Consider the following 25799-nt stretch of genomic DNA (forward strand, 5'->3'; position numbering starts at 1 on the left):
GCGCTGCTCTCTGTGTCGCCAGTAGCAGTTCCTTGTATTGCCCCAGCGCGCTCTGCCGTCGCGGTTTGCCGAGGTAGCAGGTCTGCGTACCGCCACGCTTCACGGCGAAGCGCCCACGCTCTGCTGAAGTCGCGGGCCCTGAGGGCCACGCCGATGCCGACGATCGCCGGGCGTCTATCAGACGCCACCCGACGATTACTTCGTCCCCATCGCTGCGTCACAGCTTGGCCACGACCGGAGTGATCCACTCATCCACTGTCAGACCCGGGCGCTACGGTCATCTCTCCACAGACCTGGGGGGTCTATATGAGTTGGGACAACCAGCAACAACCGCCGATGCCGCCGCAGGGAGACCTGCAGCAGACGGCCCAGTGGGGACCGCCGCTGCCCGCGCCGCCTCAGCGGGACTACGGCCGGCGCCCGGGCTGGACGCTGAAGCGCTATGTCATCCCGGGTGCCGCAGTCCTGTTCTTCATCGGCGTCATGATCGGTACGGCCGGTAGTGGCGACGGCACCACGACGGTCGCCGACTCGAAGTCCGCTCCCGCGCCAACCGTCACCACAACCGCGACGGTCACCGACAGGCCGGCAGCAAAGGTGGCCAAGGCGAAGCCGGCGCCGACGGTCACCGTGACGGCCACGGCTACGAAGACGGTGACAGCGAAGGCTCCCGCCGTGACCGCGAGCGGCACGTCCGTCCCGAGCTTCCTGGGCATGGGGCTTCAGGACGCACAGGACAAAGCCCAAGCCGTAGGGTTCTACCTCCTGAAGTCGCACGACAGCACCGGGGCCGCCCGCTTCCAGATCCTCGACCGGGACTGGAAGGTGTGCACCCAGAACTTCAAGGCGGGGAAGAAGATCCCCACAAGCACACTGCTGGATTTCGGAGCCGTGAAGCTCGGAGAGCCCTGCCCCTAGGACACCCCAGAAACGAAGAAGCCCCCACCGCCACGCCTTCCATTCTGGTGGTCGTCGCAACACCCCAGCTCAGGGATGCCATGAAGTTCGAAGCGCGGAAGGACCGGAGGCCCAGGGGCGCAAGAAGCTGCACGCTGAGGGGGAGGCATGCCGCGCTCGTGCCGCACGCCAGGAACCGCGAAGACGCCTGCCGGGCGTTGGGAGTCGATGAAGACATGCTGTGGCCCCGCGCCGTGATCAACCGGGTGAAGACCGGCAATGACCGCGAGATCGTGCACTCGTACCCCTATCGCAGTGCGTGCCCCTCTCAGGTGTGGAGCGAGCTGGTTGCTCGCACCTCCGGGGACCTGCTTCTCGCCGGATACACGAACTACTTCTTCTTCACGCAGTTGCCGAACTTCACCGAGACACTCCGGCGGAAGGTGGATTCCGGGTGCCGGGTCCGGTTCCTCCTGGGTGACCCCGACGGTGAAGTGACCCGCCAGCGCGAGGTGATCGAAGACGTCGCGCTCACTGTGAGCACGAGAATCAAGATCACCATGGAGAACCTGGCGCACCTCGGCCAACTCGACGGCCTGGAGGCGCGTTTCAGCGCCGCCGAGGATGCCGTCAACCACGTCAGCCTCAGCGTCTTCCGCTTCGATGATGACGCACTCGTCACGCCCCACCTGGCGCGTCTCGTCGGGCACGACAGCCCACTCCTGCACCTTCGCCGAGTCGGTGACGCAGGGATGTTCTTCCGCTTTGCCGAGCACGCAGAGGAACTCTGGTCCCGGGGAGTGCCCGCTCGGTAGAGCGTGTGCCGGACACGCCGAAGCCCACGGCAGCATGTCGCTGAACCGCGCGCTGATGGCCGCCGGAGTTGTGCGCGTCGGAGATACTCCCCTTGGCGTTCTGCACCTTTGCGCTTCCGTGCGTCCTCCGACGCGCCTGTCGCAGCCTCTCGCTGGACGGGACTCTGTTTCCGGTCGAGCAATGCTCGTGGAGCTGATGCCCGGGGAGGGGACATGGCGGAGTGGAAGCAAGGTAAGTGCGGCTGGCCCACGAAGGCCGGAGGCAGATGCCAAAGGCTGACGAAGAAGGGAACATCTCGGTGCTTCGAGCACCAAGGCGAGTGGACTGCCTACGCAACTCAGAGGCGTAAGAAGGCGGAACAGAGCAAGGCCATCAAGCGCCGCAAGAGGTGAGTGAGCTGATGTCCGGCTGTCTCCGCGCAGCGCATGCCGCACGACGACGACCAACGGTGACAACCGTCGACGGCTCAGCGCACGTCGTCGCGTGGTTGCTTGGGGGCCCCGGGTGTTTCCGAGTCGATGGCTGATGGGACCAGGAACCGCGCGGCATGGTCGTGGACGGGCAGGCCGCGCGGGCGCTGATCGTGAAGGAGATCGAGGCGCTCTGATCCCGCCGAGGTGCTGCCTCCCTGGCGCGCAGGCGGCGGGGCGCGCGCGGGCCGGGGAGCCGGGTGTGCGGGCCGGCCGGGGCCCCGGCGCCGCGTGCGGGCGATGCGCCAGGTGGTGGTTGCGGCCGGCTCACCGTGTCCTGAGGACCGCTGGGGCGTTGTGGAGGGCATGATCTCCACTCGACACTTCGCCACCCTCCTCGCGATCGCCGCCGGCGCCTCCGGTCTCGGTGCCTCGTCCGCCGCCGCCGTGGAACCCCTGATGCAGCCGCAGAGCGTCAGTGTGACCGACACTCTCAACGACCTTTCGTCCGCCGGGATGCCCGCGGACCAGAAGGGGCAGGTGCCGACGCTCGCCTCGCAGCTCCAGGGCCTCAACCAGGTCAACCAGCTCCAGCAGCTGACCGGTCTGGCCGCGCCCGCCACCGGGCTTCTCCCCAGCCTCGGCTGAGACGCCCCTGGTACAGGGCCGCGCGCGAGGCAGCAGGGACTCTCCTTCGCGCGGGCCCTGGGAGCGTCCCGGGTCGTCCGGCGTAGGACGGTGGCCCGACCGGGCGCCGGGGCCGCCGGGGCCGCCGGGCGAGACCCAGGTCACACCCGGCCGTGTCACATCCCGCCGAGCCGTTCCGTCATGTCCGTGTAGGCATCACCACGACGGAGGAGTTCACCATGGGTGCCCGTTTGAACATGTTCGAGGGCCAGGCCGCGGCCAAGGTCTGGAAGCACATCATCGCGGCGGGCAGGGCGCTCGCGGACTCGTCGCTGCCGCTCGCGACGCAGGAGCTCGTGAAGATCCGCGCGAGCCAGATCAACGGGTGCGCCGGCTGCCTCGACATGCACGTCAAGGAAGCCGCCGCGGCAGGTGAGACCGCGGTGCGCCTGAGTCTGGTCGCGGCGTGGCGCGAGGCCACTGTCTTCACCGAGGCCGAGCGCGCCGCGCTGGAACTGGCGGAGCAGGGCACGCGCCTCGCGGACGCGGCCGGAGGTGTCACCGACGAGGCGTGGGCGAACGCGGCCAAGCACTACGACGAGGACCAGCTGGCGGCGCTCGTGTCCTGCATCGCCGTCATCAACGCGTTCAACCGCGGGAACGTCATGATCCAGCAGCCGGCCGGCGACTACGTGGTGGGCTCGCTCGGATAACGGGGGCACTCCGTCCGGGGGCCGGGGCCGGGGCCGGGGGCCGGGGCCGGGGCCCGGGGGAGCGGCCCCGGCCCGGGGCGGGGAGGCCGGGGTACGCGCGTACCGCCTGCCCGGGCTCCGGATCCGGGCCCCAGGGCGCCGGTCACGGGGACGTCATGTCGCGCCGGCGGCATCGCCCTCGGTGACGGCCGGCGTCGCCGCGTGGGTGTCGTAGCGCCGGAACGGGCGTACGGCGAGGCCTCCGACGACGACCAGGACGAGGCACAGCACGGCGCTGCCGGACCAGGCGATGCTGAGCGTGGTGGTGGCGGCCATGGCGCCCGCGCGGAGGTCACCGAGGCGGGGGCCGCCCGCCACGACGACGGTGAAGACGCCCTGCATCCGTCCCCGCATGTCGTCGGGGGCGTAGGTCTGCAGGATGGTCTGCCGGTAGACGGAGCTCACCAGGTCGGCGGAGCCCGCGAGGGCGAGGAGGACGACCGCGGGCCAGAGGGTGTGGGCGAAGCCCGCCAGGGTGATCGCGGTCGCCCAGCCGGCCACCGCGATGGTCAGCGCGACGCCCTGGCGCCGTACCCGTCCGATCCACCCGCTGCACAGGCCGCCCACGACGGACCCGATCGCGATCGACGCGTACAGCAGGCCGACCCCGCCGTGGAAGCGCGCGGCGGCGGCCTCGGGGAAGAGGGCCCGCGGCATGGCCAGGACCATGGCGGCGATGTCGACCCCGAACGACATGAGCAGGACGGGGTTGCGGCTGATGAACCGGAGGCCGTCGAATACGGCGAGCACCCCGCGCCGGGTGGAGGTGCCCACGGGCCGGATGGGCGGCAGCCGGAACGTCGAGTACAGCGAGATGGTGAACAGCAGGGCGTCGGCGCCGTAGGAGTAGGCGAAGCCGTGCGGGAGCGATACGAGGAGACCGGCGACGAGCGGCCCGAGGACCTGGCCGACGTTGCCCACCGTGAAGTTGAGGGTGTTCGCCGCGGGGACCAGTTCACTCGGCACGATGCGCGGGATGATGGCACCGCGGGTCGAGGATGACGTGGCGAAGCCGGCGCCCTGGACGGCGACCAGGGCGAGGATCAGCGGCACCGACCGCACGTTCAGGAGCGTCTGGACGAGAAGCGCGAGGGTCACCACCCAGGTCACGAGCGAGGACCACAGGTAGAGCAGACGCCGGTCGACGGCGTCCGCGATGGCGCCGCCGTACAGGCCGAAGATGACGATGGGGACGAACCCGGCGAGACCCGCGAGGCCCACGTAGAACGACGAGTGCGACAGGGCGTAGATCTGGACCGGGATGGTGACCCCGGTGACCATCGTCCCCACGAACGAGGCCCCTTGGCCCACGAGGACGCGCCGGTAGATAGGGATGGCGAGCGGACGCGTGTCGAGGGCGACGCGGCGGAAGCGGTCCGCGACGCCCTTGCCGGTTCTTACCGGCTGCGGGGACGGCTTGTCGGTCGATGTCACCGGGCTGCCGCGCCCGGTATCGCGCGCCGTGCGAAGAGGCGGGGGCGCGGCCGTCGTTCCGCGATGCTGTGTGCTGTGCTCATGACCCTCACGGTGTCATGAGCACCCTCGCGCACGGCAGAGCGGGTCAGGGCGGGCGTGGTACGCCTACGCGGGACAGGCGCCATGCTGCTACGGGTACGGGTACGGGTACGGGTACGGGTACGGCGCGGGCCGGGAAGGCGGCCGGGGGTACGGGCCCCGGGGTCTCAGTCCGCGAGGGCGCCCACCAGGTCGGTCAGGCTGTCCACGCACCAGTCCGCGGTCTTCACGACGGCCGGGTCGTCCGCCCAGAAGTAGCCCCAGGGCCCGCGCCGCAGGTGCGCGGTGCGAAAGCCGGCTGCGTGGGCGGCGAAGATGTCGTGCGCCGGGTGGTCCCCGACGTGGACCGTCTCGTGCTCCTCGACGCCGGTGGCGTCCCGTACGCACCGGAAGAACTCCGGATCGGGCTTCGCGTGCCCCCAGTCCCCGGAGGTGGCGATCACGTCGACGGGCAGGTCGAGGCCGCGCAGGAACTCGCCCGCGCGTGCGGTCTGGTTGCCGGCGACGACGACCCGCAGCCCGCGTGACCTGAGTTCGGCGAGCGCAGGCCGTACGTCGGGGTAGAGGTCGCTCTCGTCGAGGAACTCGCCACGGCCCGCCGCCTCGCGCGCCGCGTTCGAGGACGCGACGTCGATGCCGGGGCTGACGAGACGCAGCGCGTCGGCGTTGTCGCGTCCGTCGGCGACGACCGCGCCGACGAGGGCGGACACCGTGTGGCGCGGTACCTGGAGCCAGGCGGCCCAGGCGCCCCAGTACCGGTCGTCGCGGACGAGGGTCTCCCCGATGTCGAGAACTACTGCGCGGATCATGCCCGGCATCGTAGGACGGCGTGGGGGCGCGGGCGGGGACCGTGGCCCTTGTGCCCTGCGCATGTCGTCCGGGTCGGGGCCCGCTACGCGTGTGGGAGATTGGGGGCATGGATACCGCCAAGCTCGAACTCGCAGTCCAGCGTTCCCGGGAAGCGGAGGTGGCGCTGGAGGCCGCACGTGCCGACGTACGGGCGGAGGCCCTCGCCGCGCTCCAGCAGGACCCCGGGCCCGAAGCGCTGGCCGAGGTCGCCCGCGTCACCGGGTGGAGCGCCGGGGACCTGCGCGGGGCGGCGGGCGCGCAGGGCTGACATCGGGTGGTCCGGGTGGCCGCGGTGGAGCCGCCGGTTCGGCCTGGAATGCGGGCCCCGGTGGCTCGGCCCCCAAGACGGGGACCCCGGCGCCCGGGGCTCGGCAGGCCGGTCCTCGCGGACGTCCGACCGTCGTATGAGCACATCGCCGCGGCCCCGGTCCTACGGTCACCACGTCACCCCGCCACCGGATCGCTGGATCAGCCCTTCCAGACCAGGGCCTTGACCACCGCCGCGGTCACCTTGAGCGGCGTCTGCTGGAACGCCTTCACGCGGATGCGCATACCGTGGCCCGCTGGGAGATGGTTCGTGATCGGGACCGTCGCGAAGGTGCTGCCCTCGGTGGCGATGACCTCGGCGATGGGGTGGTCGAGGACGTACGTCCCCTTCGCGTCCACCTCCGACTGGCGCACCTGGATCTGCGTGCCCGCCGTCGCCCCGTCGACGACGAGGCTGACCTGGCCGGTGAAGCGGGCCGCGCCGCGCACGAACACGCTGCCGTCGGTGGCGTGGTCACCGGCCTCGTCGGTCCACTCCTTCGTGAACTCGATGGCGTCCCAGTCCTGGCCGGGGGCGATGGTGTAGGGCTCGGCCAGGCCGAGGTTGACGTACTGGGGCATGTCGTCCTCCGGGGCGTCGGTGCCCGCGGCCCACGCGCGCAGGGCGGTCGCGGACAGGTAGCACAGCGACCTGTCCAGGGGGGTGCTCGTGAACTGCCAGATGAGGGGCGTCACTCCGGACGGGTGCGGCTGCGGCGCGGCCTCGGCCTTCGCGTACGAGGCCGCCGCGGTGCCCCAGGTGTACGCGGGGTACCAGAGCGGTACGCCGCTCGGCAGGTGTCCCTTTGCGAGGTCGTCGCCCGAGGTGTAGACGCCCACCCGCTGGCCGGGGAAGGCCTTGCGCACGGTCGCGACCCACGCCGTCGCGTATGCCTTGATCTGGGCCGCGGAGCGGCCCGCGTAGTTGCGGCCGTCGCTGTAGCGTTCCAGGTCGAGCCAGTGGCAGAACCCCTTGCCCGCGTGGGGCTTGACGGCGGCGATGTAGTTCGCCGCCTCCACGGACACGGGCTGGTTCGGCCAGCCGAAGTGGTAGCCGCCGGGTACGAGCCCCGCGGCCTTGATGCCGGCGATGTGCGTGGCGAAGCGGGTGTCGTGCGTGTGCTCGCCCTCGCTCGCCTTGGCGAACGCGAACACGACACCGTCGTTCTTGTGGGCGGTCCAGTCCTGGACGCCCTGGTAGGCGGATACGTCGACCCCTCGACTGGTGGCGGCCATCCGGTCTCCTCCGGGCACCGTGCGGCTTCACTGCGTGCGGACTCACTGCGTACGGACGGGTGGCTCCCACCGTCGTCCTGTGTACGTCATCCGTACCAGACGCTGTGCTCCGCTGGGGAGTCGTCCTCTCCAACTGTGCGGAAGATGCCCGCTCCTGCCCGACGTCGATCGCTGCCCGCCTGGATATGGGGGCGCGAACGTCGGGTAATGGAGGGCGCCTTACCCCGCGCACCGGCGGCGCGTGCCCGAAAGCCCGCGTGCGGGCAGGCACCGGGCAACGCGCCGCCGGGGTGCGGGAGGTGTCAGGGCCGCTCCTCGACGGTCACCGTGACGGCGGCGTGCAGTGCCCGCGTGTGGTCCACCTCGCGCACCGGACCGGTCAGTTCGGCCGCCGCGCGCAGCCGTACGCCGCTGTCCGCGGCCGACGTGGCGAGCCGCAACTCCAGCGCGCCCGGTTCGACGATCCGCCGCCCTTCGGTGCCCGTGAAGGACGCCAGGTCCGCCGGTACCCGCATCTCGACCCGCGCCCGCTGGTCCGGTTCCAGGGTGAACCGCGCCCAGCCGATGAGGCGTTGGACGGGGCGTACGACGGAGGCGACCGGGTCGTGCAGGTAGAGCTGCGCCACCTCGGTGCCCGGGCGCGCGCCGGTGTTGCGGACGGTGAAGGACAGCGCGAGCTCTCCGTCGGTCGCCGCGACGGGGGTGCGAAGCGCGAGGCCGGACCAGGTGAAGGAGGTGTACGTCAGCCCGTGGCCGAACGCGAACGCCGGGGTGGGGTCGATGCTCGACACACTGCTGGGGCCCGCGAGCGGTGCCGCGAGGTAGCTGGAGGGCTGAGCACCCGGCAGGCGCGGCACGCTCACCGGCAGCCGCCCGGACGGGTCCACGCGGCCCGAGAGCACACCGGCGATCGCCCGCGTGCCCTCCTGGCCGGGGAAGAACGTCTGGACGATCGCCGCGGCCTCCTCCACCGCGCGCCCCAGTGCGTACGGCCGGCCAGCCAGCAGGACGGCGACGACCGGGGTTCCGCAATCCAGCAGGGCGTCCAGCAGGGGCTGTTGGGCGCCGGGCAGGGTCAGGTCGGGTGCGTCGCAGCCCTCGCCGCTGGTGCCGCGGCCGAACAGCCCCGCGCGGTCGCCGAGCGCCGCGAGCACCACGTCCGCGTCCCGCGCCGCCGCGACCGCGGCCGCGATGCCGTCCGTGCCGGGGGTGTCCACTCCGCAGCCCTCGGCGACGATGATCTCGGCATCCGGGAACTCCGCCGTCAACGCCTCGCTCAGGGTGGGCAGTTCGATGCCGGGAGCGAGGTCCGGGTGCTGGGCCCCGATGTGCACGGGGAACGAGTAGCAGCCGAGGACCGCGGTCCGGCTGCCGGCCTGCGGCCCCACCAGCGCGATCCGCAGCCGCGGCGGAGCGGCCGGAGAGTCCGGAGCCGCCGGGGTACCCGGCAGGGGCAGTGTGCCGTCGTTCGACAGCAGGATCACCGATTCCTCGGCGAGCCGGCGAGCGATGGCGCGGTTCGCGGGCCGGTCGAGGTCGACGGTCCCGCGCAGCCGCTCCACCGCGTCGCCCTCGGTGTCCGCGTCCGCGAGCGCGGGCGGCACCGGTGACCAGTCCTCGTCCAGCAGGCCCAGTTCGGCCTTCTGGGTGAGGACGCGGGTGAGCGCGCGGTCCACCGTCTCCTGCGGGAGCCGGCCCGAGGCGAGGGCTTCCCGCAGGGGAGCGCCGAAGGTCTTGACGGTCGGCAGTTCCACGTCGACCCCGGCCGTGAGCGCCGTCGCCGCCGCGTCGCCGTCGTCCGCCGCGACCCCGTGCAGGGTGCGCAGGAACTCCACCCCGAAGTAGTCGGCGACGACCGTGCCGGAAAAGCCCCACGTGTCGCGCAGCAGACCGGTCAGCAACGCGCCGTCCGCCGCGGAGGGGACCCCGTCGGTGTCCGTGTAGGCGTGCATCACGGAGCGTGCGCCGCCCTCCCGTACCGCCATCTCGAACGGCGGCAGCACCACGTCGGCCCGTTCGCGCGCGCCCATGCTCACCGGCGCGAGGTTGCGGCCGGCGCGGGAGGCCGAGTAGCCCGCGAAGTGCTTGAGCGTGGCGATCACCCCGGCGGACTCCAGCCCCCGCACGTACGCCGTCGCGACGACACCGACGAGGTACGGATCCTCGCCCGCGGTCTCCTCGACCCGGCCCCAGCGGGCGTCGCGTACGACGTCCAGAACGGGCGCGAGGCCCTGGTGGACGCCGACGGCGCGCATGTCGCGGCCGATCGCCGCCGCCATCTGCGCCACCAGGTCCGGGTCGAAGGACGCGCCCCAGGACAGGGGCACCGGGTAGGCGGTGGCGCGCCAGGCGGCGAAGCCGGCCAGGCACTCGTCGTGGGCGAGCGCGGGCACACCGAACCGGTTCTTGCCCGCGATCAGCGCCTGCGTCCGCATCAACGACAGCGCGCCGAGCGCGGGATCGACCGGCGCGGTGCCGAACGGGCGGGTCAGTTGGCCCATTCCGTTGGGCAGCAGCTCCTCCAGTCGCGGGGGAGTCTCCATCTCGTGCTGGTACGGGGCGACTTCGGCGCCGTCCTGGGAGGCGCCCGCCCACAGCCCGTACAGCTGCGCGAGCTTCTCCTCCAGGGTCATCGCGGAGACCAGCTCCGCCACCCGCGCGGCACGGCGGGCCGCGCGGTCCGCGTGGTCTTCGGAGACCATGTTGTCGTTCACTTTCCTCCGACTCCCATGAGGCCCTGGACGAGCGCTCTGCGGGCGAACAGGTAGATGAGCAGGACGGGCACGGTGGACAGCACCACGGCGGCGAGCAGCGCGGGGATGTCCACCCCGTACTGGGTCTGGAAGTTGTACAGCCCGAGGGTGAGCACCTTGGAGTTCTCGGACTGGGTCAGCACCAGCGGGAAGAGGAAGCCGTTCCATGCCTGCAGCGCGGAGAAGACCACGATCGTCGACAGGCCGCCCTTGGACAGCGGCACCACGAGCTGGAAGAAGACCCGCTTGGTGTCGGCTCCGTCGATGGCCATCGCCTCGAACAGCTCGCCGCCGATGTCCCGCATGGTGCCGGTGAGGATCAGCGCGCACACCGGCAGGCAGAAGGCGGCGGTCGGCAGGATCACCCCGATCAGGTTGTCGTAGAGCCCTGCCTTGCTGATCAGGTAGAACATCGGCACGATCACCGCCTGCGCGGGCACCGCGAGTCCCAGCAGGAACATCCGGAAGACGGTGGACGTCGCCCGGCCCCGGTTGCGGACGATCGCGAAGGCCAGCGGCGGCACGAGCAGCAGCACGATCGCCACGACGCTCGCGGTGACCGTGATGGTGTTGAGGAAATAGCGGCCGAAACCGCCCTGGAAGTCCCGCACGAAGTTGTGGAACGAGAACGTGCCGGGCAGCGACAGCGGGCCGCCCGCCGTGTAGTCCGGCCTGGTGCGCACCGTCGCGCCGAGCATCACGTAGACCGGCAGCCCCACCACGCACAGCCACAGGAACGCGCCGATACCCGCGAGGTAGTTGGGGCGTACGCCGACGGCGGTCCCGGTCGTCGCCGCGCGCCGTGTCGTGCGCGAGGCGTTCCTCCCGTCCGCCGGGGAAGGACGTACCACTGTGGTCATGACAGCCCCTCCTGTGTGCCCGCCATCCGGTCGTAGCCCGACAGCCGCACCACGACCAGCGAGATGGCCGTCGCCACCACCACGAGCAGCAGCGCGACCGCCGCGCCCGTGCCGTAGTCGAAGCTCTTGAACGCCTTGTCGTACATGTAGTACGCCGTGATGGTGGTGTCGGTCCCCGGCCCGCCCTCGGTGAGGATCAGCACGGAGTCGAAGGTCGTGAGGCCGCCGACGATCATGAGGATCACCGACGTGACGACCGCGTTGCGCAGCTGCGGCAGCGTGACGTGGAGGAACTGCCGTATCCGGCCCGCCCCGTCGATCGCCGCGGCCTGGTAGAGCACCGCCGGGATCGCCCGGGTCGCGCCCTGGTAGATGAGCGAGTGCAGCGGCGTGTACTGCCAGGCGCTGACGAACACCAGCACACCGATCGCGCCGGTGCGGGACCCGAGCAGGTTGCCGTCCCCGAACAGCCAGTGGGCCTGCGCGGGAACCCCGAAGTTCGGGTCCAGCAGCGCCCGCCAGAGCACCGAGACCGCCGTCACCGACAGCAGCAGCGGGATGAAGAAGATCGCGGAGAGTACGGCCCGCCCGCGCTGGCGGCCGGCCGCCCACACCCCGATCAGGATCGACAGGGGCGTCTGCACCAGCACACCGAGCCCGGTGAGCAGCACGCTGAGCCACAGGCTCTGGATCATCACCGGGTCGTGGAACAGCTTGGTCCAGTTGGCGAGCCCCGCGAAGGACGGCGAGCCGAGCCCGGTCCAGCTGGTGAACGAGAGCACGGCCACCAGCACCAGCGGGACCAGCGCGAACAGGCCGAAGAACACCACAGCGGGCAGTGCCCAGAGGATGCCGGGCCGGGCCGCGCCCCGGGCGCCGCGGCGGGCGCGGGCGCGGACCGCCCCGGCCGGCGGCGCCGGGGGCGCGGCCGTGGGGGGCGGGCCCGCCGGCGTCGTGCCGGCGGGGGAGGCTGCGGACGTCATGTCTCTTCCGTCCCCGCCCGTCAGCTCGCGTCCAGGGCCTGCATGGCCTTGATGAAGCCGTCGGCGTCGCTCTTGCCGTCGGTGAACTCCTGGATGGCCTGGTAGATCGGCGTCATCTGCGACGGCGGGTAGGTCTGGTCCCAGGAGATCTGGAAGGACGGCGCCTTGGAGACCAGGTCCAGCTGGTACTTCGCGTACGCCGGGTCGGAGCTGGTGCCGAGGAACGTGCTGGTGTTCGTCGTGGTGGGCAGGTTGCCGATCGACAGCTGCGCCTTGATGAACTCCTCGGAGTACATGAGCTTCAGGAACTTGGCGACGGCCGCCGGCTGCTTCGTCTTCTTCATGACGGAGTAGAAGTTGTTGGTGTTGCCGACGAGGTCGTTCGGATCACCCTTGCCGCCCTGCACGCTCGGGAAGGTGGTGTATCCGAGGTCCTTGGCCGCGAAGCCGGGGCTCGCCTGCTTCTGCGTGGAGTACTCCCACGACCCCATCAACTCGAACCCGGCCTTGCCGGACGCGAGGAGCTGGGCCGAGCCGCCGCCGGTCCACTTCACGGAGTCGAAGTTGCTGCCGAACGCCCCCGCGTCCACCAGCTGCCGCACCATGGACAGCGCCTTCTTGCTGTCGGGGCTCGACCACGCGCTCTTGTCGCCCGCCACGGCCTTCTCGAAGAGGCCGGGGCCCGCGATCCGGTCGTAGAGGTACTCGTACCACATCATGGTCGGCCACTTGTCGCCGCCGCCGAGAGCGATCGGGGTGACGCCCTTCGCCTTGAGCTTCTTCACCGAGGCCAGCAGCTCGTCCCACGTCTTGGGCTGCGTGACACCCGCGTTCGCGAGGACCTTCTTGTTGCTGAACAGCAGGACGGGCTGGGTCCCGCGCATCGGGATGCCGTACGCCTTCCCGTCGATCTTCGCGGTGTTGTAGACCGACGGCAGGAAGTGGTCGCCGATCGTCGGGTCGTTCGTGAAGACGTCGTCGAGCGGCATCAGCAGCCCGGCCTTGACGAACGGCTTGATGGAGCCGCCGCCCCAGTTGTAGAAGACGTCGGGCGCCTGCGGCGTGTTGATGATGGTCTGGAGCTTCGTCTGGTAGTCGGCGCCGGGGATCGTGTCGAGGACGGCCTTCACCTTCGACGTCTTGTTGAACTCGGCCACGATCTGCTTCTCGACCGTGTTGCCCGCGTCGCCGTAGACGAGGACGTGGAACTCCTTGGCTCCGCTCGCGTCGGAGCCGCTGTCGCACGCGGTCAGCGACGTGCCGAGCAGGAGGGCGGCGCCGCCGCAGGCGACGGTGCGTACGAGCCGGACCCGTGGCGGCGCCGCGCTGCCCGGGGTCCGCTGCGACGCGGTCTCCACCGCTGTTCGCGTCCGTTCCGCTCCCCGCTTCGCCCCCGACGTCGCGGCCCGCCCCGCCGCCGGCGTCGATCCCCGCGACATCCGCATCGATATCCGCATCGCGTCCCCTTCGAAAGTGTCGGCAAGATTACCGAAAGCTCTATGGGTCGCGACCGTAGAGTTGGGGTGCGATGCCGTCAACAGCCCACCCTGCGAAGAAGCGCTGCGCAATCAAACTGTTACCCAACGGCCTTGCTCTATCCTTCAGCCATGGCAGATGACAGGAGCGCGGGCAAAACCACGCTGGCCCAGGTGGCGACGCAGGCCGGAGTCTCGCTCTCGACAGTTTCGAAGGTGCTCAATGGGCGGCCCGACGTCTCGGCCCCCACGCGCATCAAGGTCGAGGAGCTGCTCGACGAACACGGCTACCGGCGGTCCTCGCCGACACCGCCCGAGGCCCCGCTCCTGGAGATCGTCTTCCACGAACTGGACAGCATCTGGTCGATGCAGCTGATCAGAGGCGTGCAGAACATCGCCCAGCGCAACGGCATGAGCGTCGTGCTCACCGAGACCGGCACCCGCCACTCACCCGGTGCCGACTGGGTCGAGGGCGTGCTGCGCCGCCGCCCCCTCGGAGTGGTCCTGGTGTTCTCGACCCTGCCGGACGAGCTGAAGAAGAAGCTCTGGTCGCGTGCCATCCCGTTCGTCATCGTCGACCCGGCCGGCGACCCCGAGCCCGACGTCCCCTCGGTCGGCTCGGCCAACTGGGCCGGCGGCCTCGCCGCGACCCGCCACCTCGTCGACCTCGGCCACCGCAGGATCGCCGTGATCACCGGTCCCGAGGACATGCTCTGCTCGCTCGCCCGGCTCGACGGATTCCGCTCCGCGCTCGGCATGGCCGGCCTGACTCCCGACCCCGCGCTCGTACGGTACGGGGACTTCCATGTCGCGTCCGGGCGGGAGCACGCCCTCGACCTGCTGCGCGGGCCCGACCGCCCCACGGCGATCTTCGCGGGCAGTGACCTGCAGGCGCTCGGGGTGCTGGAGGCGGCGCGCGTGCTGGGCCTCCAGGTCCCCCAGGACCTGTCCGTCGTCGGCTACGACGACATCCCGCTCGCGCAGTGGTCCAGCCCCGCGCTGACCACCGTCAACCAGCCGCTCGTACGGATGGCGGAGGAGGCGGCGCAGATGCTCCTGCGGCTGCGCGCGGAGCGCGCCGCGGGGCGCACGGACGAGCGGGGCGCGGGCCGCTCCGACGCCCGCGCCGACCAGGCCGGCCCCGAGACCCGGATCGAGCTGGGCACCCGCCTCGTCGTACGGGACAGCACCCGCGCGCCCGCGGCCCGGCCGGAACCGGCCGGGCCGGGCCGCTGACCCAGGCGGTCACCGCGCGGCACACTGGAGGCATGTGCCGCAGCATCAAGACCCTCCGTCCACCCGCGCTCCCCGAAGAGGCCACCGAGGAGGAGATCACGGCCGCCGCGCTCCAGTACGTCCGCAAGGTGTCCGGCTTCCGGGCCCCGGCCGCGCACAACCGCGAGGTCTTCGACCGGGCCGTCGCGGAGATCGCCGCCTCCACGGCGAGGCTCCTGGCGGACCTGGAGGTACGGGGAGCCGCAGCGCCCCGCGCCGAAGCCGGGGAGCCGGCGGCGGCGAGGCGCTGAACCCGCCCGCCGAAAGGCCTAGGCGGCCTGGGTGGCCACGGCCTCCGGGGCGGGGGCCTGCGCCGGGTCGCAGCCGATCAGTTCGACCGGCGCCACCGCGCCCGCGGCCGCCCTCGGGCGGCGTACGACGTACGCGGCCACGCCGCCCGCGCCGAACAGCGCCAGCACGGAGAGCACCGTGCCGACCCAGCTCGCGCCGAGCCACTGGCCGCCGAAGTAGCCGAGACCGACGCTGTACACCGTCCAGGCGGCACCGGCGAGCGCCGACCAGGGGAGGAAGTCCTTCGTCCTGCGCTGCGAGGCGCCCGCGCCGAACGACATCACCGAGCGGCCCGCGGGTGCGAACCGCGCGACGACGACCAGGACGCCACCGCCCGCGGCGAGTGCCCTGCCGAGGCTCTCGTGGGCCTTGGTGAGGCGGCGGGAGCGGGTGATGGCGGAGGTGAGTCTGGCGCTGCCGCTGCGCGCGATGCTGAAGGCGACCAGATCGCCGAGCACGGACGCGGTGGTGGCGCAGAGGCCGAGCAGCAGCAGGGAAGGGATCTCGTGCGGGAGCCGGCCCGTGTTCGACATCCTGTCGGCGGCGTGCGCCACCGTGGTGGAGGTCGCGGCCGTCGCCGTCGCGGTGGCCGCCGTCACGACGATCACGCCGCTCGGCAGGACGGGCAGGAACACGTCGAGCAGGACGGAGAGCGCCACGACGGCGTAGATCCACGGGCTGCTCGCAAGCGACCCAAGACTCTCCAGCACGGTGCCCGGTCCCCGATTCCGTCTCGTCCTCGGACGCCGTCCGATGTGCCGCGTGGTGTGCGCCCTGATGCGCGGCCGCCCGTCGTCGCGGGGGAGCGAGGAAACCGGCCTACCAGCTATACAGCGTACGCCCGCTTGCTGTGGGCCGGTCGCGCGCCGTGCGTGATGTTGTCCACTTCGAGATGTTCGCCGTTCAACAAGCGCTCCCCCGGGGGACTCGCGGGTGACGGAGCGTCACGCGGCGCTCGCGACCGGTCGCCAGGTGTGACCGATGGGCCGGCCGGGAGAGGTGAGGCAGGCGGCCGGCGCGCCGCCCCGCGCGGGCCCCGGCCTCCCTCTTCGGCCGGTCTCCGGCGGTCAGTGACCGCCGGAGACCGGCGCGGCACCCATGCGGCGGGGCCGGTCCCGCCGTGCTGGGAGGGGCCGGCCCCGGCCGGGGACCCGGTGCGTCCCGGCGCTCAGCGACCGCCGCTCGTCAGCGTCCGCTCGTCCACCGTCACCAGGTGTGCGGTCCCGTCCTGCCGCGCCCGGCTCTGGTCCAGGCGCAGATCCGCGCGGCGACCGTCCAGCGTCAGCGTCATCAGCTGGTTGCCGAACCAGGGCCCGCCCGTCCGATTCCATGCCACGGGGGCGGGGCCGAGCCGGCCGTGCCACCGCAGAGCCCGCCCGATCCACCGGCCGAGACCGGCCCAGCCCACCCGGAAGGTGACCTTCATGTAGCCCGGGACGGAGTTGTGCACGGGTGAGCACGTCAGCTGCGTCACCCGTGCGGTGACCGGTGCGGCCGGCCGGCCTTCGGGCCACGCGGCCTCCGCGATGTACGCGTGGTGCACGTCGCCCGAGAGCACGCAGACCGTGGCGGGCGCCCGCTCGGCGCTGCCGACCTCCGCTATCAGGTCCGTGAGCTCCTCGAAGGAACGCGGGAACGCGGCCCAGTGCTCCAGGTCGGCCCGCCGCCGCAGCCGCTCGCCGAGCCGCGCCCAGCGCGGTCCCCGCCCGCCGCCGCACAGCACCGAGTCCCAGCTCTCCAGGTCATGGATCATCGGGGGAAGCAGCCAGGGCAGCGAGGTGCCGAGCAGCAGGTGGTCGTAGGAGCCGGGAGCGTCGAGTGCCTGCTCCCGCACCCACCGCGTCTCCTCCTCGTCGACCATGGCCCGCCGGTCCTCGGCCAGGACACGCGCGGCCCGCGAGTCCACCACCAGCAGTCGCGTGCGGCCGAAGTCACGCCGGTAACTCCACCGCGCGCACGCCGGATCGCGGTCCGCGCGCCGCGCGAACTCCCGTACCAGGGACGTCGCGTCGCTGCTGTGACGCACCGCCGCGTACAGCTCGTCGCGCTCCAGTTCGGCCGGCGCGAGGTTGCCCAGGTGCTGGTAGACCCAGTACGACATCAGGCCGCTCACGATGCGCTCGTCCCACCAGTTCGTCGCGCGCATCTCGGTGAGCCAGGCGTCGCTCGTGTTCCAGTCGTCTATGACGTCGTGGTCGTCGAAGACCATGCAGCTGGGCACGGTCGACAGCAGCCACCGCACCTCCGGGTCGCCCCACGACTCGTCATAGAGGTGGGAGTACTCCTCGTAGTCGGCGACCTGCGTGCCCGGGGGGCGCGACAGGTCCCGGCGGCCGCGCAGCCACTTCTGGGTGTCCGGTGAGGTCTCGTCCGCGTACACCTGGTCGCCGACGAGCAGCAGGACGTCAGGGCGCTCCGACTCGTCGGCGGCGGCGAGCCGGAGCGCCAGGGTGTCCAGGGCGTCGGGGCCGATCGGGTCGGGCCCGTCCTTGGCGGGCCGGGCCCACCGGCAGGAGCCGAACGCGACCCGTGCCCGCGTCAGGGCGCTGGCCTCCCCGGTGCCGGGCGTGTCCGCATCACCCGGGCCGGGCGTGCGTATCGTGCTCGGCGGGAAGCCCGCGCCCTCGCGCGGCCACACGGCTTCCCCGTCGAGCCGGACCTCGTAGGCGGTGGACGTGCCGGGCGTCAGCCCGTCGACCTGTACCAGCGCGTAGTGGTGGCCCGCCACCTCGAACGTCGGTGCCGACCCCGACGCCCCGTCCGCGCACCGGACTTCGGCGGTGCTCGCCGCGCCGGCCTCCACCCATACGGTCGCCGTTCCCGATCCGTCCCACGCGACGTGCCGCAGCACGGGCCCCAGCCGAAGCTCGGTCATTCCAGCAGCCTCCTTCAGTTCGCCCGTACGGTACGGACACCCTGCCTCCTGCCCCACGGCGGGCCCCCGAGCGCCCGGCGGGGCCCCGACATCGCCCGGGCGCGACCCTGACTTCTCCCGGACCGGGGCCCGGACACGGTACGAATGGGCCCCATGCGACTCACCGACGAAGAGGCGGCACGCAGGCTTCGCGCGGCACGGGTGCTCCGGCTCGCCACGGTGGGCCCGGACGGGGCGCCCCACCTGGTGCCCGCCACCTTCGCGTGGTACGAGGGCCCGCACGGCGACCGGATCGCCATCGCCGTCGACCACAAGCCCAAGCGCCACCGGAACCTGCGGCGCCTGCGCAACATCGAGGCGCGGCCCGCGGTGTGCGTCCTGGCCGACGAGTACAGCGAGGACTGGGCCCGGCTGTGGTGGGCACGGGCCGACGGGACGGCGCGGGTGCTGGCGGGCGAGGGCGAGGGCGACGGCGAGGGCGACGGCGAGGGCGCGGCCCGGGCCGGTGGTGGCGGGACCGGAGCCGGCACCGCCGAGCGGGCCGGGGCGCTGGAGCGGCTGGCGGCCAAGTACCCGCAGTACGCGGAGCGGCGACCTGAGGGGCCGGTGATCCTCATCGAGGTGGAACGCGTCAGCGGCTGGGCGTACACCGATCCGGTCGGGTAGGTCTTGTGGAGGCGCCGCGGGTCGGCAACGCCCTTACGGCGCACCGGGAATCATGGCGGGCGATGGCCCCCGACGCGACGGGCGAGAGCCCGTTCGACACCCTGTTCTGCGGTCTGCTGCCCCGGCTGTACCGCAGAGCCGTCATGCTCGCCGGCACCCGCCAGGCGGCGGAGGACGCGGTGCACGAGGCGTACCTCAAACTGGTGGCGCGGCCGGAGAAGCTGCTGGGCCATCCCGAGCCGTACGCCTATGCCTTCAGGGCCATGCTCAGTGCCGTGCACGACGCGCGCAGGAAGGAGACGCGGCAGGTGCCGACCGACGCGCCCGACACCGTCGGCGACCGGGGCGCCGGCGGCTGGGACGGCGGACTGGAGCAGCGGCACGGCGAGTTGGAGGCGGTCCGGCTGCTCGGCGGCCTCTCCGCGCGGCAGGCGGCCGTGGTGATCCTCATGGACCTCGACGGCTACACCCTCGACCAGGCGGCCCGGATCATGCGGGTGCACCGGGGTACCGCCGCGCGGCACCGGACCCGAGCGCTCGGCGCGCTGCGCGCCGAACTGACCCGGGCGGACGCGGAGGGCGGGCCGTCATGACCGCGCCCGAGGTGCACGGCTCCGGCGAGGAGGGGCGCCCGGCGGCGTCGCTGGGCGAGCGGCTGCGCGCCGTGGACGGCGCGATCACCGTCCCGCGCGGCCTGTGGGAGCGGGTGCGCGAGGCGCCCGATCCGGCGCCCCCGCGCCGCCGGTTCGCGGCCCGGCCGGCCGTCCTCGCCGGGGTGGCGGCCGTGGTGGTCGTCGTGGTCGCCTTCGGGTCGTGGCTGCTCGTACGGCCGGACGGCGCGCGCGGGCCCGTGCCGCCGGCCGGGTCCACACCGGTGACGATCACCGTCTACAACGTGGAGCGCTCCTGCCAGGGGCCCCGCACGGCCGACTGCGCGCTGCGGGTCGCCGTGGACCCGCACGCCCGCTACGCGGCGCCGGACAACCGCGCGGGCGCGGTCTGGAACGGCGACCGGCTGACGGCGAGCTGCGCCGTGGAGGGCACGGCCGTACGGGACGAGGCGGGCCACGCGTCCGCCCGCTGGTACCGGGTGCGCGGGCCGGGCGGCCTGACGGGGTGGCTGCCCGGGGTGCGCACGCGTGACGCGGGCGCGGTCCCCGACTGCGTGTGAGGATGTGTGTGACGCACGCCACATGGCGGGGTGTCATACGGGAGGCCCGGCCCTGACGTGTACCGCGCGACCGGGCCGTACGGCCCGCACGACAGAAACGGGGTTCCCATGATCCGTCCCTTCGGCCACCCGCCGGCCCGCCCGCGCAGGACGGCGGTTCTCACCGCCGCGGCCGTCGCCTGTGCGGCGGCGCTGCTGGTACCGGCCGCCTCGGCCTCCGCGAGTCCGTCCCAGGCCGATCCCGGTGTGCCGGTCACGGTCTGGGCGAGCAATGTGCGGCTGCACAACGGGCCGCACGTCTCCGCGCCCTCGCCGGCCGAGTTCGGGCCCGGCACGCTGATCGACATCTGTCAGACCCCCGGCGACACGGTCACCGAGCCGCAGGGGACGAGCAGTTGGTGGTCGCTGGTCGAACTGCCCAGCGGCAGCGACGCGTTGTACATGAGCAACGTGTTCATCAAGGGCGGCGCGAAGATCGCGGGCGTACCGGACTGCTGATCCGGCGCCGCCGGCGTCGCGCGGGACCCGGGTGACCTCCGGGCGCTCGCGTCCCCGGCCGCATCCGTGCGGCCGGGTGCCGGTTCGCACCGGGTGAACGGGACCGTCCCGGCCCTCGGGCCGCCGGGCGGCCAGGGGGAAGGCGCCGGACCTCGTCGGGGGCCGGCGTCGTCCGCCTCCCCGCCCGAGCGGTGACGCACCGGGTGGTGGCGCACCGGGTGGTGGCGCGCCTCTTCGACCACGGGGGTGCCGAAGGGGCGTGCCATGAACGGTGTCTCAGCAGCGGCTGTTGAAGGCCGCCCGGGGCCGGTGCGGCCGGCCCCCGGGCGGCCCGCCTGCTTCGGCCCGGGCGGCCCGCCTGCTTCGGCCCGGGCGGCCCGCCTGCTTCGGCCCGGGCCGCCCGCCCGGCTCTCCCGGCGTCCCGCCTGCTCAGCAGCCGTTCAGGATCCCCTGGAGCGCCGTCTTCTCAGCCGAGTCGACGGACAGGTCGTAGTAGTGCTTGACCTGCACGTACATCCGCGCGTACGTGCAGTGGTACGAGGCGGTCGGCGGCAGCCACTCGGCCGGGTCGCGGTCGCCCTTCGACTCGTTGACGTTGTCCGTGACCGCGATCAGCTGCGGGCGCGTCAGGTCGTTGGCGAACGCCTGCCGCTGGGCCGTGGTCCAGCTGCTGGCGCCGGACTGCCAGGCCTCGGCGAGCGGGACCACGTGGTCGATGTCCACGTCCGACGCCGCCGTCCAGGTGGCGCCGTCGTAGGCCGAGTGCCAGGACCCCGCGGTCGGGGCGCAGGCGGAGTCGGTCGTCACGCCCGTGCCGTCGCGCTTGAGCACCACCTCGCGGGTGTCGCACGTACCGGACTGGGTGATCCAGTGCGGGAACTTGTCGCGGCTGTAGCCGCTGGTGGAGCCCTCGGTCTTGACCGTCAGCTCACTCAGGTAGGTGCGCGCCGTGGACGCGGCCACCGGGGTGGGCGGGGCGGCCTGCGCCGCGGGGGCCGTGAGCAGCCCGGCGGCGGCCGCGAGCGCCGCGGCGGCCGCGGCGAGGCCGCCGCGGGACATCAGGAGCCCGAGGGGCCGGGTCCGGGAGGGCTCGGTGCGGGCAGCGGGACGGGCGGGATTCGTGTGACGCGCGTAGACCTGCGGCATGTGCGTACTCCCTCGGTGGGGGTGCGAAGGACAACTCCGGTACCAGCGTGGCGAAGTGGGGTGTCCGCGAAGCGGTCGCCGGATGACAGCTTGGGGTCGTGTTCACGTCAGGACAAGAGGGCCTGCGTGATCCGTGCCACCCGGGACCCCTCGGCCGTACCGGTGCCCCGGGCGGTGACGTAGGGTGGCGGATGCAGAAGGGGAGTAGCTCTACGCCGGACCGTCGACATACTGCTGGGCCCAGGGATCCGTCCCTGACCTGGCCGGCGCCCGGAGACGACCGGTAACCCGGTGCGTCAGCGAGACCTTCGGCCGCAGTGATTCGTAGACACACCACCGGCGCGTATGCCGGGGGTCCGACGACGCTGCCGTGCCGACGTGTCGACCCTTTGTGCGGTTCGCCTCTCGGCGCGGTGCGACCGACCGATTGAGGAAAACGACCAGTGATCAGTTTCACCGTCATGGCGATCGTCTTCGGCGTGATCTTCCTTGCCGAACTGCCGGACAAGACTGCTCTCGCCGGCCTGATGCTGGGGACCCGCTACCGGGCCTCGTACGTGTTCGTGGGCGTGGCGGCGGCCTTCGCCGTCCACGTCGCGCTCGCCATCGCAGCCGGCAGTGTCCTGACCCTGCTGCCCCACCGGCTCGTGCAGGGGGTGGTGGGCGTCCTGTTCCTGGCGGGCGCCGCGATCCTGCTGTTCAAGAAGGGGGAGGACGAGGACGAGGAGGTCAAGCCGCCCGCCGACCAGTCTTTCTGGAAGGTCTCGGGGGCCGGCTTCATGCTCATCCTGGTCGCCGAGTTCGGCGACCTGACCCAGATCATGACCGCCAACCTGGCGGCCCGCTACGACAGTCCCGTCTCCGTCGGCATCGGCGCCGTCCTCGGCCTGTGGGCGGTCGGCGGCCTCGGCATCCTCGGCGGCAGGACGCTGATGAAGCACGTGCCGCTGCGGCTGATCACCAAGATCGCCGCAGTGGTGATGCTGGCGCTGGCGGGCTTCAGCCTGTACGAGGCGATCGCCGGCTGAGCGAGCGTCCGGCGAGGACCCGCACGGACAAGGGCGGGCGCACACCCCGATCAGGGTGCGCGCCCGCCCTTGTTCCGCGTCGGGTCGGGTGCCGGGCCGGGTGTCAGGCCGTGAAGCGCAGGGTGAGGGAGCCCGTCGCCGCGTCCGGCTCCACGGCCACCTGTGTCAGGTCGCGCACGTGCGCCGTCGGCGCGAGCGCGGCGGCCCGGGGACCCACCCCGACCACGCGCATACCCGCCGCGCGGGCGGCGGCGATGCCCGCGTCGGAGTCCTCGAACGCCACACAGTCCTCGGGGGCGAAGCCCAGTCGGGCGGCGCCCTTGAGGAAGCCCTCCGGGTCGGGCTTGCTGGCGCTGACATCCTCCGCCGTGATCCGCGCGGCGGGCAGCGGCAGTGAGGCCGCGCCCATCCTGGCGGTCGCGAGTGCGGAGTCGGCCGAGGTGACGAGCGCGTGGGGCAGGCCGGTGAGGGCGGCGAGGAAGGCGGCGGCGCCGGGCACGGGGACGACGCCCTCGGTGTCGGCGGTCTCCTGCGCGAGCATCCGCTCGTTCTCCGCGTAGTTCTCCGCCATCGGCCTCTCGGGCAGCAGCGCGGCCATTGTGGCGTAGCCCTGCCTGCCGTGGACGACCCCCATGATGGCGTCGCCCTTGAGGCCGTGGCGTTCGGCCCAGGCCCGCCAGACGCGTTCCACCACGGCGTCGGAGTTGACGAGGGTGCCGTCCATGTCGAGCAGCAGGGCCCGGCAGGTGAGGACGGTCTCGGAGGTGGTGGCCTGCATGCGGGGGGCTCCAACGGTGGGACGGAAGCGGGCCCGGGCGCCTGCGGGGGCCCGCGGGAAGCAGTGGCGCGACAGAAGCGGTCCCGCCCGTCGGTCAGGGAGATACGGGCGGAACCACTTTGTTTCCTCACTGTACAAACGGGAGGGCCCGCGGCGCCACTCCCCGGAGATGAACGCCGGGGAACGGGCGCCGGCCCGCGTGGACACGGCGTGACGGTGCTCACCCCGGGACGCGCGCGCGGGCCGGCCCGGTGCGGCGACCCCGGTGTTGCGCTCCCGGCGCGCGGCGTCCGGGCGGTGATGCCCGGTGCGGCGGTGACGCCGGGTGGTGACGCCAGGCGGTGGCGAGGTCCGGCAGTGATGCCTGGAGGTGGAGGTCGGCGCGGGTGTTCAGTGGTGGTGCGTGCCGCCGGACGAGCCGCCGTAGCCGCCGTAGCCGCTGGGGCCGCCGGGGTACGTGTTCCCGCCCGGCGCCTCGGTGTGGCCGCCGCCGTGCGAGCTGTGGCCGGTGTGCGCGTCGTGCGTCTGTCCGCCGCCGGACGACTGCTGCCGCGGTTGCGCCGCGGTCTGCTGCGTGTGCCCGGTGTGCTGCGTGGTGTTCTGCCGCGGGGCCTGCGGCGCCTGCTCGGAGGCGAGCGCGCGGCGCGTGTTGGGCCCGTACACGCCCGACGGGTCGCCGCTCACGTGCCGGTACATCTGGTAAATGCGGACGGCCGCGACCAGTTGCTGGTTGTACGAGCCGTCGTCGGGGCCGTGGTACAGGTACATCGCGCCCAGCTTCTCCTGGAGCGCCTTCACCTGGGCGCCGCTGTCGCCGTACCGGAGGGACCCGTCCGTGTGGGCCGCCGCGCTGTCCACGTGGTGCCCGGCGGTCGGGACCGTGTGCCCGGTCGCGGCGGCGCGCACGGTCGTGGCCGTGGTCTTCGAGGTCTGTCCCGGCGTGTTCGGCGAGGTCAGTGTGGAACGGACCGCCGGCTGCGCCGGGCCGGTCGAGGCGCCGTCGGGCAGACTCCCGTCGGGCAGACCCGTGTGGGTCGTGTCGGCGAGTGCCTCGTCGGTGTGGGCGCCACTGGAGAACACCCCGGACGCGAACGCCGCGGTGCTCAGCACGGCCACCGCGGTCACACCGAGTGCGACGGCCTTCATCGGCCGGCGCGACGCCCGGTGGGCGGAACGGTGCGGCGCGTGCGGCGGCATCGCGCCGGGCGGGGGCGGCGGTGCTGCGGCGAGCGGCGGCAACGGGCCCGCTGTGGCGGGCTCCGCGACGGCCCGCGCGTTCTCGTCCAGCGTCACGTACGGGCGGATGTGCAGCGGGTTGAAGTCCTCGGCTGCCGCCAGTTCGGCCGTGCGTGTCTCCGCCCGTTCGGCGGTGCGCGTCCAGGCCGGGTCGTCCGCCGCCGGTTGCGGAAGCTGTGCGTACGGGGGCAGCGGCGCGGCGTACGGGGCCGGAGCCGTGGCGTACGGGGACGGGACGGGGGCCCCGGCGTACGAGGAGGGGGCGGGAACCGCCGCGTACGGGGACGGGGCGGGAACCTGGGGGTACGCGTGCGCACTCGCGCCATGCGGAGCCGGAACGGGGGCCCCGGCGTACGGGTTCGGCGGTGCCACCGCCCCGACGGCCGGCAGGATCGCGGTCTCCGCGGCGGCCGAGGGCCCCGCGGTGTGCGGCGGTGCCTGGAGCGGCGGCGGTATCGGCGCCGCCTGCCCGGTCCACGCGGCGCACGAGCAGCCCGCGCCACCGCCCGGCACGCGCGGTGTACCGCATGAGCGGCAGAACTGTCCGTTCACCGTGGAACCCCTCCCCTTGAACTGCCCCAGATTATGCAGTCCCTGAGGGAACGGCGGGTGCCGCACGGACCGTACGTGACGCATGTCCCGGTCGCGAAAAGGACAGAAGGGCACCAAAACCTGCCAAAGAGATTCCACTTTTTAGACAGGAAGGAGGCCTTTGCCGTACCAGATCTCGCGGTACGGCCCCGAGTTGTACGCCGGGATCTCCCTGAAGCCGTGCTTCACGTACAGCCCGCGCGCCTCGACCAGATCCAGCCGGGTGTCCAGCACCAGCTCCCGGGCGCCGAGCCCGAGCGCCGCCCTCTCCAGCGCGGCGATCAGCGCCCCGCCACCACCGGTGGAGCGTGCCCAGGGCGAGACGTAGACGCGGGTCAGCTCGGCGCGCCCGCCGTCCAGCAACCGCACGCCCCCGCAGGAGGCGGCCCGCGCGCCGTACCGGCCGACGACGAACTCGCCGGTGGGCGGGGCGAGTCCGCAGGCGAGGTCCTGCGCGGTGCCCTCGTCGACCTCCGCCTCGCTCGCCGGCCGGTGCCAGTACCGTCCCGCCACGTCCGCGTAGTAGGCCCGCCGCAGCCGGGTCGCGTCCGGGCTTCCCGCCGACTCGGGGCGTACGGACCAGGCAGGGGCGTCCACAGTCGTCACGTCATCTGTGTAGCAGGGCACGGGGCCGTTTTGCGACGCGATTACGGGCAACCAGGAGCAGGGTGACGGCCGGTTACGTGCCACAGCGCGCACGGCACAGGCCGGCACTCGTACACATACCGACGGGAGACCCGGGACCACCCGGCAACCGGCAACCAG

The 25799-nt window shown here is 72.7% G+C and carries 25 protein-coding genes; 12 read left to right on the forward strand and 13 right to left on the reverse strand.

Features of this window, described 5'->3' with window-relative positions; all coding sequences use genetic code 11:
- The first annotated feature begins 306 nt into the window (after nt 1-306).
- From OG310_RS24890 to OG310_RS24905, 4 genes are all read left to right on the forward strand, one after another.
- On the forward strand, nt 307-918 hold the full coding sequence (locus OG310_RS24890; RefSeq protein ID WP_329458084.1) for a hypothetical protein: 612 nt from the start codon (nt 307-309) through the stop codon (nt 916-918).
- Between the two features lie 215 nt (nt 919-1133).
- Nucleotides 1134-1712: an XRE family transcriptional regulator gene (locus tag OG310_RS24895; RefSeq protein ID WP_329460363.1), complete on the forward strand. Its 579-nt coding sequence runs from the start codon at nt 1134-1136 to the stop codon at nt 1710-1712.
- A gap of 777 nt (nt 1713-2489) precedes the next feature.
- Nucleotides 2490-2771, forward strand: a complete 282-nt coding sequence (locus OG310_RS24900; protein WP_329458085.1) for a hypothetical protein — start codon at nt 2490-2492, stop codon at nt 2769-2771.
- A 218-nt stretch (nt 2772-2989) separates the two neighbouring features.
- The gene (locus OG310_RS24905) at nt 2990-3463 is read left to right on the forward strand and encodes a carboxymuconolactone decarboxylase family protein (protein WP_329458086.1); all 474 of its coding nucleotides are present in this window, start codon (nt 2990-2992) and stop codon (nt 3461-3463) included.
- Nucleotides 3464-3616: 153 nt separating this feature from the next.
- On the opposite strand, the gene OG310_RS24910 is transcribed toward OG310_RS24905, so the two are convergent.
- Nucleotides 3617-4936 (reverse strand): MFS transporter, encoded by a 1320-nt coding sequence (locus OG310_RS24910; RefSeq protein ID WP_329458087.1) that lies wholly within the window; start codon nt 4934-4936, stop codon nt 3617-3619.
- A gap of 248 nt (nt 4937-5184) precedes the next feature.
- Nucleotides 5185-5826: an HAD family hydrolase gene (locus OG310_RS24915; RefSeq protein ID WP_329458088.1), complete on the reverse strand. Its 642-nt coding sequence runs from the start codon at nt 5824-5826 to the stop codon at nt 5185-5187.
- A gap of 107 nt (nt 5827-5933) precedes the next feature.
- Between OG310_RS24915 and OG310_RS24920 the strand changes: the two genes are divergently transcribed.
- Nucleotides 5934-6134 carry a hypothetical protein gene (locus OG310_RS24920; protein ID WP_329458089.1) on the forward strand — a complete coding sequence of 67 codons (201 nt, stop codon included), beginning with the start codon at nt 5934-5936 and terminating at the stop codon, nt 6132-6134.
- A gap of 200 nt (nt 6135-6334) precedes the next feature.
- Here OG310_RS24920 and OG310_RS24925 read toward each other — a convergent pair whose 3' ends face one another.
- The 5 genes from OG310_RS24925 to OG310_RS24945 all read right to left on the reverse strand — a co-directional run bounded on the left by OG310_RS24925 (nt 6335) and on the right by OG310_RS24945 (nt 13461).
- A complete protein-coding gene (locus OG310_RS24925) occupies nt 6335-7408 on the reverse strand; it encodes a glycoside hydrolase family 25 protein (RefSeq protein ID WP_329458090.1) in 1074 nt (357 codons plus the stop codon).
- A gap of 302 nt (nt 7409-7710) precedes the next feature.
- Complete coding sequence (locus OG310_RS24930; RefSeq protein ID WP_329460364.1) at nt 7711-10110, reverse strand: beta-glucosidase family protein; 2400 nt, start codon at nt 10108-10110, stop codon at nt 7711-7713.
- 8 nt (nt 10111-10118) lie between these two features.
- Nucleotides 10119-11021 carry a carbohydrate ABC transporter permease gene (locus tag OG310_RS24935; RefSeq protein ID WP_329458091.1) on the reverse strand — a complete coding sequence of 301 codons (903 nt, stop codon included), beginning with the start codon at nt 11019-11021 and terminating at the stop codon, nt 10119-10121.
- Nucleotides 11018-12004 (reverse strand): carbohydrate ABC transporter permease, encoded by a 987-nt coding sequence (locus tag OG310_RS24940; RefSeq protein WP_329458092.1) that lies wholly within the window; start codon nt 12002-12004, stop codon nt 11018-11020. The genes OG310_RS24935 and OG310_RS24940 overlap by 4 nt, the downstream gene beginning before the upstream one ends.
- Before the next feature lie 20 nt (nt 12005-12024).
- Nucleotides 12025-13461: an ABC transporter substrate-binding protein gene (locus OG310_RS24945; protein WP_329458093.1), complete on the reverse strand. Its 1437-nt coding sequence runs from the start codon at nt 13459-13461 to the stop codon at nt 12025-12027.
- A 150-nt stretch (nt 13462-13611) separates the two neighbouring features.
- On the opposite strand from OG310_RS24945, the gene OG310_RS24950 reads away from it, so the two are divergent.
- Nucleotides 13612-14715: a LacI family DNA-binding transcriptional regulator gene (locus OG310_RS24950; protein ID WP_329458094.1), complete on the forward strand. Its 1104-nt coding sequence runs from the start codon at nt 13612-13614 to the stop codon at nt 14713-14715.
- A gap of 32 nt (nt 14716-14747) precedes the next feature.
- Nucleotides 14748-15005 (forward strand): DUF2277 family protein, encoded by a 258-nt coding sequence (locus tag OG310_RS24955; RefSeq protein ID WP_329458095.1) that lies wholly within the window; start codon nt 14748-14750, stop codon nt 15003-15005.
- 18 nt (nt 15006-15023) lie between these two features.
- Here the strand turns inward: OG310_RS24955 and OG310_RS24960 are convergent, their stop codons facing one another.
- Both OG310_RS24960 and OG310_RS24965 read right to left on the reverse strand, forming a co-directional pair.
- Nucleotides 15024-15755, reverse strand: a complete 732-nt coding sequence (locus tag OG310_RS24960) for a DedA family protein (protein ID WP_329458096.1) — start codon at nt 15753-15755, stop codon at nt 15024-15026.
- 458 nt (nt 15756-16213) lie between these two features.
- Nucleotides 16214-17920, reverse strand: coding sequence for an alkaline phosphatase D family protein (locus tag OG310_RS24965; RefSeq protein ID WP_329458097.1), 1707 nt, complete (start codon nt 17918-17920; stop codon nt 16214-16216).
- A gap of 153 nt (nt 17921-18073) precedes the next feature.
- Here OG310_RS24965 and OG310_RS24970 point away from each other — a divergent pair, with 153 nt between their 5' ends.
- From OG310_RS24970 to OG310_RS24985, 4 genes are all read left to right on the forward strand, one after another.
- Nucleotides 18074-18586 carry a TIGR03668 family PPOX class F420-dependent oxidoreductase gene (locus OG310_RS24970; RefSeq protein ID WP_329458098.1) on the forward strand — a complete coding sequence of 171 codons (513 nt, stop codon included), beginning with the start codon at nt 18074-18076 and terminating at the stop codon, nt 18584-18586.
- Nucleotides 18587-18648: 62 nt separating this feature from the next.
- Complete coding sequence (locus OG310_RS24975; RefSeq protein WP_329458099.1) at nt 18649-19179, forward strand: RNA polymerase sigma factor; 531 nt, start codon at nt 18649-18651, stop codon at nt 19177-19179.
- The gene (locus tag OG310_RS24980; RefSeq protein ID WP_329458100.1) at nt 19176-19757 is read left to right on the forward strand and encodes a hypothetical protein; all 582 of its coding nucleotides are present in this window, start codon (nt 19176-19178) and stop codon (nt 19755-19757) included. The genes OG310_RS24975 and OG310_RS24980 overlap by 4 nt, the downstream gene beginning before the upstream one ends.
- A gap of 108 nt (nt 19758-19865) precedes the next feature.
- Nucleotides 19866-20255: a peptidase M23 gene (locus OG310_RS24985; protein ID WP_329458101.1), complete on the forward strand. Its 390-nt coding sequence runs from the start codon at nt 19866-19868 to the stop codon at nt 20253-20255.
- A 429-nt stretch (nt 20256-20684) separates the two neighbouring features.
- Here OG310_RS24985 and OG310_RS24990 read toward each other — a convergent pair whose 3' ends face one another.
- Nucleotides 20685-21314 carry an HNH endonuclease family protein gene (locus tag OG310_RS24990; protein ID WP_329460365.1) on the reverse strand — a complete coding sequence of 210 codons (630 nt, stop codon included), beginning with the start codon at nt 21312-21314 and terminating at the stop codon, nt 20685-20687.
- 530 nt (nt 21315-21844) lie between these two features.
- On the opposite strand from OG310_RS24990, the gene OG310_RS24995 reads away from it, so the two are divergent.
- Nucleotides 21845-22429, forward strand: coding sequence for a TMEM165/GDT1 family protein (locus tag OG310_RS24995; protein ID WP_329458102.1), 585 nt, complete (start codon nt 21845-21847; stop codon nt 22427-22429).
- Between the two features lie 103 nt (nt 22430-22532).
- Here OG310_RS24995 and OG310_RS25000 read toward each other — a convergent pair whose 3' ends face one another.
- The 3 genes from OG310_RS25000 to OG310_RS25010 all read right to left on the reverse strand — a co-directional run bounded on the left by OG310_RS25000 (nt 22533) and on the right by OG310_RS25010 (nt 25640).
- Entirely contained in the window at nt 22533-23207 is a 675-nt protein-coding gene (locus OG310_RS25000; RefSeq protein WP_329458103.1) for an HAD-IA family hydrolase, read from the reverse strand.
- 390 nt (nt 23208-23597) lie between these two features.
- A complete protein-coding gene (locus OG310_RS25005) occupies nt 23598-24995 on the reverse strand; it encodes a peptidoglycan-binding domain-containing protein (protein ID WP_329458104.1) in 1398 nt (465 codons plus the stop codon).
- A 141-nt stretch (nt 24996-25136) separates the two neighbouring features.
- Nucleotides 25137-25640 (reverse strand): GNAT family N-acetyltransferase, encoded by a 504-nt coding sequence (locus OG310_RS25010; RefSeq protein ID WP_443078727.1) that lies wholly within the window; start codon nt 25638-25640, stop codon nt 25137-25139.
- Between the last annotated feature and the right edge of the window lie 159 nt (nt 25641-25799).

The organism is Streptomyces sp. NBC_01497 (assembly GCF_036250695.1).
Classification (GTDB): Bacteria; Actinomycetota; Actinomycetes; order Streptomycetales; family Streptomycetaceae; genus Streptomyces.